Source organism: Bradyrhizobium sp. 199 (genome assembly GCF_023073355.1).
GTDB lineage: Bacteria > Pseudomonadota > Alphaproteobacteria > Rhizobiales > Xanthobacteraceae > Bradyrhizobium.
This window is the reverse complement of record NZ_JADPJI010000006.1, coordinates 426009-437984: the sequence shown is the minus strand read 5'-3', so window position 1 is coordinate 437984 and position 11976 is coordinate 426009. Positions and strand designations below refer to the sequence as shown.

Below are 11976 nucleotides of genomic sequence, written 5' to 3'. Positions count from 1 at the left end.
CTCCCCCTCCACCCCTTTAGGGCGCTCCCGCCTCACCCAGCCGGGAGCATCCTCGCCCGAGCCCGACGATCCCGGCCAGACACCATCAAGCCGGATGGGGGACCCGCCAGGCCGGACCAAGCCTCCCCCGAAGCCAGACTGGGAGGACCTTTAACGCCTGCCGTTCAGGAAACTTTTTCCATGACAGGCGCCGTACTTGAGCCACAATCCCGCGGCGTTCTGATAAGAGACAAGCTTGAATCGCGGGGGATGCCAGAGGGGGCTGCCGGCGGTTTTCATGGGTCAGAGGAAGGCGATCTTGCAGATGACGCAGCCTTCCCCGGACATTCGAGAGACATCAAGAGAGCTTTACCCGTCCAGCTGTTCGTAATTTCGGCCGGCCCCATCGAGGGGCCTTCTGAGCACGGACGCCTGTGCGGCTTGCCTTTTTCCGGCGATCCCCTTCGAGAGGGCGACCGGGACAAGGTTCGAAGCGGGCTTCTTGGGTCGTTGATTGGGGGACTTGAGTGAACCACAGGACGTCACGCGGCGCTTACGGGCGTGAGACCGGGATCATCGATCTCGGCCACGAGCCGCCGCTGTCCGTCGATGGTTCTGAAGCCGCCGTGATCGACCGCCGCCGCGTCTCGGTGCAATGGTTCAGCGGGACAATCTTGACCGGACTCTGCGGCGCAGCCCTGATCGGCGGCGCCGTTTTCGCATCTCTGGACGGCGAGATGACCTTCGCCAAGGTGCCGGAGCGGGTCGAGGGCGCGCTGCGCGGCGCATTCGGCGCCGCCGATCGCGCCGCCACGCTGCACAAGAGCGACCGCCTGCCGCCGCCGAACGAATCCACGGCGTCCCGCAACATCGTGCGCGTCTCCACGGTCGCCCGCGTCGGCAACCGCGACGTGATGCGGGTGCGTCCGTTCGTGCGGATCGCCGGCAATCTGTCGATGACGACGAGCGATCTGTCGGCGAAGATTCCGCCGTTCAACGCCCAGCGCCTGCTCACCGATGTCGGCTCCGATCCGAAGACGGCAGCGGAAGACCCCAACAATCCGGAAGCCGTCGAGCCCGACGCGGAAGTCTCCTTCGTCACCAAGGACCTGTCGCCGGTGCTGCCGAAGGCCAAGATTTCCGCGGTGGTGGCGCTCGATGACATCCTGATGCGGGTTCGCGACGCCGCCAATTGGCGCGGCAATGGCGGGGTGCGCTACGCCTCCCTCGCCAATGCCGCCGCCGACATCTCCGGCGCGACCGGCCACTCCGACATCAGAACCGCCTACGCGGCCGAATCCTCGCCGTCTGATCCCTATGCCGGATTCGAGACGCGCGTGGTGCCGGAAAACGTCACGCTGCTGCCCAAGACGAAGGAGCAGATCACCGGCGGCAATCCCAACGGCGAACGCGTCCATCTGGTCAAGAAGGGCGACAGCGTCGCCGCCGTGCTGCGCGATCTCGGCGCGAACGCCGACGAGATCAAGGCGATCACCGCGACGCTCGGCCCTCGCGGCCGCGACGGCGGCCTCAGGGAAGGCGAGAAGCTCCGCATCCTGATGGCGCCTGCGAACCCCGGCGCCCGCCTCCAGCCCTACCGTGTCGTCGTCGCAAACGAGACCATGGTCGAGGCGATCGCGGCGCTGTCCGATCTCGGCAAATACGTCGCGGTCGACGTTTCCAGCATGAACACCGTCGCGGACGCTGCGGCCAGCGCCAACAGCGACGACGATGACGACGATGACGGCTCCGGCGTGCGGCTGTACCAGAGCATCTACGAGACCGCGATGCGCAACAAGGTGCCGATGCCGGTCATCGAGGACATGATCAAGATCTATTCCTACGACGTCGATTTCCAGCGCAAGGTGCAGCCGGGCGATTCCTTCGACGTGTTCTACGCCGGCGAAGACGAGGGCGTGACCTCGAGCGAAAAGAACGACGTGCTGTTCGCCTCCCTCACCGTTGGCGGCGAAACCAAGAAATACTACCGCTATCAGAGCCCCGACGACGGCGTCGTCGACTACTATGACGAGACCGGCAAGAGCGCGAAGAAGTTCCTGGTGAGGAAGCCGGTCAACAACGCCATCATGCGCTCCGGCTTCGGCGGCCGCCGCCACCCGATCCTCGGCTACGTGAAGATGCACACCGGTGTCGACTGGGCCACCTCCTACGGCACGCCGATCTTCGCCTCCGGCAACGGCCTGATCGAGAAGGTCGGCCCCGAGGGCGGCTACGGCAAATACATTCGGATCAAGCATTCCAACGGCTACGAGACCGCCTACGGTCACATGTCGGCCTTCGCCAAGGGCATGGAGGCGGGCAAGAAGGTGCGTCAGGGCCAGGTGATCGGCTTCGTCGGTTCGACCGGCCAGTCGACCGGCCCCCATGTCCATTACGAGATCCTGGTCAACGGCCGCTTCGTCGACCCGATGCGCGTGAAGCTGCCGCGTGGCCGCTCGCTCGAAGGCCCGATGCTCGCAGGCTTCGAGAAGGAGCGCGACCGGCTCGAGGGCATGATGAGCGGCCGCGGCGGCGCCATTGCCCGCATGTCGGATGCGACCGGCGGCCCGCTACAGGTCACCAACCGGTAGGAAACCGGTTATCGGCCGACATCGGCCTGATATCTCCGCACACGATCCGAATTTCGACGTAGTCGCGCGAAGTCGCTTCGCTGCGTCACAATTTCAAGTTTCGTTTGCCAAAGCCGCGTGAGGGGCGAATACTTCCCAAAAAAACGGGAGGTCTCGCCATGAAGAACAGGCTCGCCTGCGCAGCCTTCGTCGCTGCGCTTTTTGCCACCACCAGCGCATCCGCCGAGGGCTGGGAGGTCACGAAACTCGTCCCGGGCTCCGCGTTCCACGGCGTGCACGGGCTCGGCATCGACAAGGCCGGCCATCTGTTCGCCGGCAGCGTCGCCGGCGCGGCGCTCTATGAGGTGGACATATCAGCCGGTAGCGCCAAGGTTGCAATCCCTTCTCCCGTCGGCATGGCCGACGACATCGCATTCGCGCCTGATGGCACCATGGCCTGGACGGGATTTTTGGCCGGCGATCTCTATTCGCGCAAGGGCGACGGTCCGATCAAGAAGCTCGCCAGCGGGCTTCCCGGCATCAATTCGCTCGCCTTCCGCAAGGACGGCAGGCTCTACGCCACCACCGTTTTCCTGGGCGACACGCTCTATGAGATCGACGTCGAGGGCGTCAAACCGCCGCGCCAGATCATGGAGAAGATGGGCGGCCTCAACGGCTTCGAGTTCGGCCCCGACGACAAGCTCTACGGTCCGCTCTGGTTCAAGGGCCAGGTCGCCAAAGTCGACGTCGACAAGGCCGAGCTGACCGTCGTCGCCGACGGCTTCAAGGTCCCGGCCGCGGTGAACTTCGATTCCAAGGGCAATCTCTGGGTCGTCGATACCGCGCTTGGCCAGCTCGTCCGGGTTGACCCCAAATCCGGCGCCAAGACCGTGGTGGCGCAGCTGAAGCCCTCACTGGACAATCTCGCGATCGACGACAAGGACCGCATTTACGTCTCCAACATGGCCGATAACGGAATCCAGGAGGTCGATCCCGCGACTGGCCAGGCGAAGCAGATCATCATCGGCAAGCTCGCGCTGCCCGGCGGCATCGGCGTCACCTCGGAAAACGGCAAGGATACCATCCACGTCGCCGACGTGTTCGCCTATCGCACGGTGGACGGCACGACCGGCGAGGTCACCGAGAAGGCGCGCATGCACGCTGCCGGCACCACGCTCGAATACCCGATGAGCGCGACGGCGAGAGGCAACGACGTGGTGCTGTCGAGCTGGTTCACCGGCACCGTACAGGTGATAGACGGCAAGACCGGCGCAACGCGCGACATGCTGCACGGCTTCAAGGCGCCGCACGATGCGATCGTGCTCGCGGACGGAAGCATCCTGGTGGCCGAGCTCGGCACCCAATCGCTGGTCAAGGTGACCGGCGAGCACGGCAAGGATCGCACCACGCTGATTGGCGACCTCCAAGGCCCGGTCGGGCTCGTCGGCGGGAAGGCTGACGAGGTCTACGTCACCGAGGCCTTTGCCGGCACCGTGTCCCGGATCGACAGCAATGGCGAGAAGACCGTGCTCGCCAAGGAGCTGAAAATGCCCGAGGGCATCGCACGCGGGAGCGACGGCAAGCTGATCGTGGCGGAAGTCGGTGCCAAGCGGCTGATCGAGATCGAACCGGAGAGCGGCAAGGTCTCCGAGATCGCGGCCAATCTTCCGATCGGCCTGACCGGCGCGCCCGGCGGGCTGCCGAGCAACATTCCGACAGGTGTGGCGGTCGGAGCTTCAGGCGTGATCTACTTCTCTTCCGACATCGAGAACGCGATCTACAAGGTGGCCAAGAAATAGCGGCGGCCGGCGGCCTCCGCAAAAGCAAACCGCCCCGGAGAGGCTGACCTCTCCGGGGCGGTTTGTCGTTTCAGGCTCGAATGCCGCTGCTCAATTCAACTTGCGTTTCGCCACCGGCGCCTCGAACTGCGCAATCTCAGCGGTCTGCGGCGCCTTGCCGTTGAAGGTCAGCACGTTGCCTTCGGACGAGATCGCGACGGCATCTCCGTCCCTGACATCGCCGGCCAGGATCATCTCGGCGAGCGGATCCTGGACGTGACGCTGGATCACGCGCTTGAGCGGCCTTGCGCCATAGGCGGGATCCCAGCCCTTGGCTGCGAGCCAGTCGCGGCCGGCTGCATCGAGCGTCAGCACGATCTTGCGGTCGGTGAGGAGCTTCTGCAGCCGTGCGAACTGGATCTCGACGATCCGGCCCATCTCGCTCCGCTGCAAGCGGTGGAACAGGATGATCTCGTCGACACGGTTGAGGAATTCGGGGCGGAAATGCCCGCGCACCATTCCCATCACCTGCTCGCGCACGGCCGAGGTGTCCTCGCCTTCCGGCTGGTTCACCAGGAATTCCGAACCAAGGTTCGAGGTCATGATGATCAGCGTGTTGCGGAAGTCGACGGTGCGGCCCTGGCCATCGGTCAGGCGGCCGTCATCGAGCACCTGCAGCAGGACGTTGAAAACATCAGGATGCGCCTTCTCGATCTCGTCGAACAGCACTACCTGATAGGGCCGGCGCCGCACCGCTTCGGTGAGCGCACCGCCCTCATCATAGCCGACATAGCCCGGAGGCGCGCCGATCAGCCGCGACACCGAGTGCTTCTCCATGTATTCGGACATGTCGAGGCGAACCATCGCAGTCTCGTCGTTGAACAGGTACTCCGCCAGCGCCTTGGTCAGCTCTGTCTTGCCGACGCCGGTAGGCCCCAAGAACATGAACGAGCCGGTGGGGCGGTTCGGGTCCTGCAGGCCTGCGCGAGAGCGACGCACGGCGGTTGCGACCGCACGCACGGCCTCGGCCTGACCGACGACACGGTTGCCGAGCTGCTCCTCCATCTTCAGGAGCTTCTCCTTCTCGCCCTCCAGCATCTTGTCGACGGGCACACCGGTCCAGCGCGAGACCACCTGCGCGATGTGGTTGGCGGTGACCGCCTCCTCCATCATCTCGCCGGAGCCTTCGCGCGCTTCGATATCCGCAAGCTGCTTCTCGAGCTCCGGGATCCGGCCATAGGCCAGCTCGCCGGCCTTCTGGAATTCGCCGCGCCGCTGCGCATTGGCAAGCTCGACACGCAAGCCATCGAGTTCGGCCTTCAGCTTCTGGGCATCGGAGAGCTTGTTCTTCTCCGCGCTCCAGCGCGCCGTGAGGGCAGCGGACTTCTCCTCGAGCTCGGCGAGGTCCTTCTCAAGGGTCTGGAGCCGGGTCTTGGAGCCCGGATCGCTTTCCTTCTTCAGCGCCTCCTGCTCGATCTTGAGCCGGATGATCTCGCGGTCCAGCGAATCCAGCTCTTCCGGCTTGGAATCGACCTGCATCTTCAGCCGCGCCGCGGCCTCGTCCATGAGGTCGATCGCCTTGTCGGGCAGGAAGCGATCGGTGATGTAGCGGTTGGACAGCGTCGTGGCGGCCACGAGCGCGGAATCGGTGATCCGCACGCCATGATGCTGCTCGTACTTGTCCTTCAGCCCGCGCAGGATCGAGATGGTGTCCTCGACCGAGGGCTCGCTGACGAAGATCGGCTGGAACCGGCGTGCCAGCGCGGCATCCTTCTCGACGTGCTTCTGATACTCGTCGAGCGTGGTCGCGCCAATGCAGTGCAGCTCGCCGCGCGCGAGCGCCGGCTTGAGCAGGTTGGAGGCGTCCATCGCGCCGTCGCCCTTGCCGGCGCCGATCAGCGTGTGCATCTCGTCGATGAACAGGACGAAGGTGCCTTCGCTCCCGGTCACTTCCTGAAGCACGGCCTTCAGCCTTTCCTCGAACTCACCACGATATTTGGCGCCGGCGATCAGCGCGCCGAGGTCCAGCGACAGCAGCTTCTTGTCCTTCAGGCTCTCCGGCACGTCACCGTTGACGATGCGCAGCGCAAGGCCTTCGGCGATGGCGGTCTTGCCGACGCCGGGCTCGCCGATCAGGACGGGGTTGTTCTTGGTTCGGCGCGACAGCACCTGGATGGTACGGCGGATCTCCTCGTCGCGGCCGATGACCGGATCGAGCTTGCCGTCGCGCGCAGCCTGGGTCAGGTCGCGGGCATATTTCTTTAGCGCGTCATAGGCATTCTCGGCGGTCGCGCTGTCGGCCGTGCGGCCCTTGCGCAGCGCCTCGATCGCCGCGTTGAGGTTTTGCGGGGTAACGCCGCCCTTGCTGAGGATCGTACCAGCCTCGCTGGTCTTCTCCAGCGCGAGACCAAGCAGCAGCCGCTCAACGGTAACGAAGCTGTCGCCGGCCTTCTCACCGGCCTTTTCCGCCGCGTCGAAGGTGCGGGCGAGCTCGGGCGCCAGATAGATCTGCCCGGCACCGCCGCCTGAGACCTTCGGCACCTTGTTCAGGGCGTCCTCGGTCGCCTTCAGAATTGCACGGGAATTGCCACCGGCGCGATCGATCAAGCCGGAAGCGAGGCCCTCATTGTCGTCCAGCAGGACCTTCAGCACGTGTAGGGTCGAAAACTGCTGGTGCCCCTCGCGCATCGCGAGCGACTGCGCAGACTGGACGAAGCCCCTGGAGCGTTCGGTATATTTGTCGATGTTCATCTTTCTGTCCCTCGGCCTGCCCTTGGGGCCCTCTAAGGCACCCCAACACGGCATCTTCATTGGGTTTCCGCTCACCGCAATGAGGTTTCTCAAGCGGGAACGGGCGTGTTTGCCGGCGCGGGACGCCGGCCTGAGACAAATGTGGGAAGCGGGTTGCGGATGCGAAAGAGGCGCGTTCACAATTTCGTGCTCTCATCCGGCGGCTTGGCGGGTCCGGGCCGAATCCCTTAAGTAGCAGCATGACAGCCAGCCACATCGCCGAGATCACCGGCCTGTATCGCTACCCGATCAAGGGCCTGACGCCGGAACGCCTGTCGCGCGTCCCTTTGCGGGTTGGTCAGACCCTGCCCGCGGACCGCCGCTACGCCATCGAGAACGGCCCGAGCGGGTTCGACCCTGATGCGCCCGAATGGAAGCCGAAGATCCAGTTTCTGATGCTGGCGCGCAACGAGCGGCTGGCTGAGCTCGACAGCCGGTTCGACGACGCCACCAATGTGTTGACCATCCGCAAGGACGGCCTGACCGTCGCCAGCGGCAATCTGGAGACCGCTGCCGGGCGCGCCGCCATCGAGCGCTACTTCACGGAGAATTTTCAGCCCGAGCTGAAGGGGCCGCCCAAGGTGCTATCGGGCCGCGAGCACAGCTTCTCCGACGTCGCCCGCAAGGTCGTCTCCATCATCAATCTCGGCAGTGTCCGCGCCATCGAGGCCATGCTGGGCGGCGCTGCCGTGCATCCGCTGCGCTTCCGCGCCAATCTCTACGTGAAGGGCTGGCCGGCCTGGTCGGAGCTCGATCTCGTCGGCCAGACGCTTGCGATCGGGCAGACCCGGCTGAAGGTTGTCAAGCGCATCGTCCGCTGCCCCGCCACCAATGTCGATCCTGAGACCGGCAAGCGCGATCTCGAAATCCCGCCCACGCTTTCGCGCACGCTCGGCCACATGGACTGCGGCATCTATGCCGAGGTGGTCGCCGACGGCGAGATTGGGGTCGGCGATGCGCTTGCGGTGGAAGAGCCGAAGCTCATCTAAGCTGCTGTAGGCGGGCAAAGCTTAGCGTGCCCACCATTCCGGTTTTCAAACGTTGATACACCGCTGGTGGGCACGGCGCTTGCGCGCCTTTGCCCACCCTGCCGCTGCATCACTAGTTTGGCATCACATACGCATAGATGCGGCCGCGCGAGACCGGCGCCTCGCGGACGCGGTTGCCGTTGTTGCCGGAGATCATGATCGGATTGCCCTGCGCGTCGATGCCGGTGATGATGCCGACATGGCCACCGCGGCCGCCGCGCGACATCACCGCGATGGCGCCGACCTGCGGACCGGAGACGCGGGTGCCGTAACGCGCGAACGAGCTCGCCATGTCGGAGCCGGTGCCCTGATGCCCGGTCTGCTGCAGCACCATGTTCATGAAGCGCGCGCACCACAGGCTCCCACGCCCGGTCGGATTGCTCCCGACATAGCGGCGTGCCTCCGAGACGAGACCCGATCCACCGCCGAAGCCGCCGCTATTCATGCCATTGCCGGCCATGCCGCCGTTCGCACCCGTCGCCATTCCATCGCTACCGCCATCGCGCATGGCCATTCGACGGCTACCGATCGAGGCCATTCGACCGCTGCCCCTAATAATCGTTTCACCGTTGCCCCTCATGGCAAGGCTGGGGCTATTGGCGTTCGGATCATAGCTGGCAAAGGCGCCGCCGAATCCGCCCGCCTGTAACTGCGCCGCGCTGCGCTCGAAGCGCGAGCTGCGTGCATGGTGGCGGTAATGATGCTGCCTGGCGTGGTGAACGTAAGCGTGCCGCTCTGCGCTATGACGATGATGCGGCCGCGCTGAGGCCGGAGAGACGAACGCGGCAACCGCTGCGAAGAAGATCGCCAGCGCGACAACACAACGCGACAGGCGAGACGCAAACAACTCAAACATTCTTCATCCTTCGTTGACACCCCACTTCCCGATCGGCCCGTGCGGTGGCCGACATCTGCTTTGCGTATCAGAATCCTGATGTGGCGAGATCAAGACGCGTTCTGGAAGATTTTGCGCGCAGGTTAACGGATGTTAGAACTCACATGCGTGAACTGCAGAACGGCATTCCAATGCCGCAACATCCTAAGGGAGAAAACGCGATGCCTTACGCCGTCACCGAGGACAAGTGCCGTCTCTATTTCGAAGAAGCGGGCAGCGGCACGCCGATCATCTTCCTCCACGAATTCGCGGCCGACTACACCAATTGGGAACCGCAGATGCGCTACTTCTCACGTGGCCATCGCTGCATCACCTATTCGGCGCGCGGCTACACGCCATCGGACGTGCCCGAGGGCGAAGTCTATGGCTACACGCACTTCTACAGCGACGCGCTCGCGGTGCTCGATCATCTGAAGATCGAGCGCGCGCATCTCGTCGGCCTGTCGATGGGCGCCTATTCGTCGCTCCAGATCGGGCTCAACGCGCCGCAACGCGCGCTGTCGATGACGCTGGCCGGTGTGGGCTCAGGTTCGGAGATCGAGAACCTCGACGCCTGGCGCCAGCAGTGCCGCGCTAACGCGGAGCAATTCGAGACGCTGGGCTCCGCCGAGGTCGCAAAAGTCACGCGCGAGGCGCCGAGCCGGATTCCGTTCCTGGTGAAGGATCCGCGCGGGCACGCCGATTTTTACGCCGCGCTGGCGCGCCACGATGCCAAGGGATCGGCGCGGACAATGCGCGGCTTCCAGGGCGGCCGCCCCTCGATCTACACAATGACGGATGCGATCAAGAAGGCGACGACGCCGGCGTTGATCATCTGCGGGGACGAGGACGATCCGTGCGTGGGCGCAAGCCTGTTCCTGAAGAAGCACCTGCCGACAGCGGGCTTGGCGATGTTTCCGAAGTCGGGCCACGTGCTCAATCTGGAAGAGCCCGCGCTGTTCAACGAAAGCGTGGAGCGGTTCGTGACGCTGGTGGAAGCGGGCCGCTGGCCGGTGCGCGATCCGAGGTCGCTCGCGGCGCATTAGCCGTCATTCCGGGATGCGCAGGCCCGGAATGACGGAGGGACTATTTCCCGCCGCCGCGGCTCAGCAAAAACACGCCCTGCTCGCCGAACATGTTCCACACCCACCAGGGCAGGTTCAGCGGCACCGGGCGGCCGTAGAGATCGAGCGCGACCGAGCGCTCCATCTTGACGTTGATCTCGTCGCAGAGCTGCACGAAGTCCTTGATGGTGCAGAAATGGATGTTGGCGGTGTCGTACCAGGTCGCCGGCAGGTTCTCGGTGCGCGGCATGTGGCCGCCGATCAGGAGCTGGAGCCGCATCTTCCAGAAGCCGAAATTCGGGAACGAGACGATGGCACGGCGGCCGATGCGCAGCAGATTCTCCAGCACCACCCTCGGCTGCCGCGTCGCCTGCAGCGTCTGCGACAGGATCACGTAGTCGAAGGCGTCATCCGGATAATTGACGAGGTCGGTGTCGGCATCGCCCTGCACCACCGCAAGGCCCTTGGCCACGCAGCGATTGACGCCCTCGCGCGATAGCTCGATGCCGCGGCCGTCGATGCCGCGGGTTTCCAGCAACTGAAGCAGATCGCCCTCACCGCAACCGACGTCGAGCACCTTCGAGCCCGGCTTGACCATCTCGGCGACCAACCGATGATCGGCGCGAAAATCACCGGACTGCCCGGTCGCAACGCCGCCCAGCGGCAAGACTTCCTGCACCGACATGCTAGCTCCCCTTCAGTCCGCGCGCCTTGCCTGCCGATTGCAGGAATGCGCGGGAAATGTCGAAGAATTCCGGAACGTCGAGCAGGAAGGCGTCATGCCCGCGATCGGTCTCGATCTCGGCGAACGACACCCGCGCGCTCGAGGCGTTCAGCGCGTGCACCAGCGCGCGCGATTCCGAGGTCGGAAATAACCAGTCGCTGGTGAACGAGACCACGCAGAAGCGGGTCTTGATATCGGCGAACGCCTTCGCCAGCACGCCGCCATGGTCTGCGGCGATGTCGAAATAATCCATCGCGCGCGTCAGATAAAGATAGGAGTTGGCGTCGAAGCGCTCGACGAAGGACGATCCCTGGTAGCGCAGGTAGCTCTCGACCTGGAAATCGGCATCGAACGAGAAGGTCGGCAGCTCGCGGTCCTGCATGCGCCGGCCGAACTTGCGATGCAGCGCGGCGTCCGAGAGATAGGTGATGTGTGCCGCCATCCGCGCCACGCCGAGTCCGCGATGCGGATGGATGCCGTGATCGGCATAGCCGCCACCGTGCCAATCGGGATCGGCCATCACGGCCTGGCGGCCGAGCTCATGGAAGGCGATGTTCTGTGCCGAGTGCCGCGTCGAGCAGGCAATCGCCAGCGCGGAGAACACGCGCGCCGGATAGGCCGCCGTCCATTGCAGCACCTGCATGCCGCCCATCGAGCCGCCGACGACCGCAAACAGCGTGTCGATGCCGAGCCGGTCGACCAGCATCGCCTGCGCGCGCACCATGTCGGGGATGGTGATGACAGGGAAATCCAAACCCCAGACCTTGCCGGTGGAAGGATTGATCGAGGCGGGTCCGGTCGAGCCCATGCAGCCGCCGATCACGTTGGAGCAGATGATGAAGTACTGCTTGGGATCGATGGGCCGGCCGGGGCCGACCAGCGTCTCCCACCAGCCGGGCTTGCCAGTCACGGGATGCACATTGGCGACATGCTGATCGCCGGTCAGCGCATGGCAGATCAGAACGGCGTTGGAGCGATCGGCATTGAGCTCGCCATAGGTCTGGTAGGCGATCTGGAACGGGGTGAGATCGACGCCGCAATCGAGCCGCAGCGGCTGCTCAGCGCCGAAATGTGCGACCTGCGAACTCGGATGATCCACCTCGTGCGACCGCTCGTCGGTGCTGATCGCAGGACTCGGTATCGACTTGACGCCACCCATCTGACCATCG

The 11976-nt window shown here is 64.7% G+C and carries 8 protein-coding genes; 4 read left to right on the top strand and 4 right to left on the bottom strand.

Features of this window, described 5'->3' with window-relative positions; all coding sequences use genetic code 11:
- Window positions 1-506 precede the first annotated feature (506 nt).
- Together IVB28_RS22505 and IVB28_RS22500 are read left to right on the top strand one after the other, a co-directional pair.
- Window positions 507-2570 (top strand): M23 family metallopeptidase, encoded by a 2064-nt coding sequence (locus IVB28_RS22505; RefSeq protein WP_247529108.1) that lies wholly within the window; start codon window positions 507-509, stop codon window positions 2568-2570.
- A 158-nt stretch (window positions 2571-2728) separates the two neighbouring features.
- Window positions 2729-4348, top strand: coding sequence for a hypothetical protein (locus tag IVB28_RS22500; protein WP_247529106.1), 1620 nt, complete (start codon window positions 2729-2731; stop codon window positions 4346-4348).
- A 90-nt stretch (window positions 4349-4438) separates the two neighbouring features.
- Here IVB28_RS22500 and clpB read toward each other — a convergent pair whose 3' ends face one another.
- Window positions 4439-7078 carry an ATP-dependent chaperone ClpB gene (gene clpB / locus IVB28_RS22495; RefSeq protein WP_247529104.1) on the bottom strand — a complete coding sequence of 880 codons (2640 nt, stop codon included), beginning with the start codon at window positions 7076-7078 and terminating at the stop codon, window positions 4439-4441.
- A 239-nt stretch (window positions 7079-7317) separates the two neighbouring features.
- On the opposite strand from clpB, the gene IVB28_RS22490 reads away from it, so the two are divergent.
- Window positions 7318-8106 carry an MOSC domain-containing protein gene (locus IVB28_RS22490; RefSeq protein WP_247529102.1) on the top strand — a complete coding sequence of 263 codons (789 nt, stop codon included), beginning with the start codon at window positions 7318-7320 and terminating at the stop codon, window positions 8104-8106.
- A 112-nt stretch (window positions 8107-8218) separates the two neighbouring features.
- Here the strand turns inward: IVB28_RS22490 and IVB28_RS22485 are convergent, their stop codons facing one another.
- Window positions 8219-9001 carry a TIGR02594 family protein gene (locus tag IVB28_RS22485; RefSeq protein WP_247529100.1) on the bottom strand — a complete coding sequence of 261 codons (783 nt, stop codon included), beginning with the start codon at window positions 8999-9001 and terminating at the stop codon, window positions 8219-8221.
- 200 nt (window positions 9002-9201) lie between these two features.
- Between IVB28_RS22485 and IVB28_RS22480 the strand changes: the two genes are divergently transcribed.
- Entirely contained in the window at window positions 9202-10065 is an 864-nt protein-coding gene (locus IVB28_RS22480; protein WP_247529098.1) for an alpha/beta hydrolase, read from the top strand.
- A gap of 40 nt (window positions 10066-10105) precedes the next feature.
- Here the strand turns inward: IVB28_RS22480 and metW are convergent, their stop codons facing one another.
- Window positions 10106-10768, bottom strand: coding sequence for a methionine biosynthesis protein MetW (gene metW, locus IVB28_RS22475; protein WP_247529097.1), 663 nt, complete (start codon window positions 10766-10768; stop codon window positions 10106-10108).
- Between the two features lies 1 nt (window position 10769).
- A complete protein-coding gene (locus IVB28_RS22470) occupies window positions 10770-11966 on the bottom strand; it encodes a homoserine O-acetyltransferase (RefSeq protein WP_247529096.1) in 1197 nt (398 codons plus the stop codon).
- Window positions 11967-11976: the final 10 nt, after the last annotated feature.

Excerpts from the sequence above, each read along its gene's own strand:
- IVB28_RS22470 (WP_247529096.1), bottom strand. The coding sequence starts at position 11,966 with ATGGGTGGCGTCAAGTCGATACCGAGTCCTGCGATCAGCACCGACGAG.
- IVB28_RS22500 (WP_247529106.1), top strand. The coding sequence starts at position 2,729 with ATGAAGAACAGGCTCGCCTGCGCAGCCTTCGTCGCTGCGCTTTTTGCC.
- clpB (WP_247529104.1), bottom strand. The coding sequence starts at position 7,078 with ATGAACATCGACAAATATACCGAACGCTCCAGGGGCTTCGTCCAGTCT.
- IVB28_RS22490 (WP_247529102.1), top strand. The coding sequence starts at position 7,318 with ATGACAGCCAGCCACATCGCCGAGATCACCGGCCTGTATCGCTACCCG.
- IVB28_RS22485 (WP_247529100.1), bottom strand. The coding sequence starts at position 9,001 with ATGTTTGAGTTGTTTGCGTCTCGCCTGTCGCGTTGTGTTGTCGCGCTG.
- metW (WP_247529097.1), bottom strand. The coding sequence starts at position 10,768 with ATGTCGGTGCAGGAAGTCTTGCCGCTGGGCGGCGTTGCGACCGGGCAG.
- IVB28_RS22480 (WP_247529098.1), top strand. The coding sequence starts at position 9,202 with ATGCCTTACGCCGTCACCGAGGACAAGTGCCGTCTCTATTTCGAAGAA.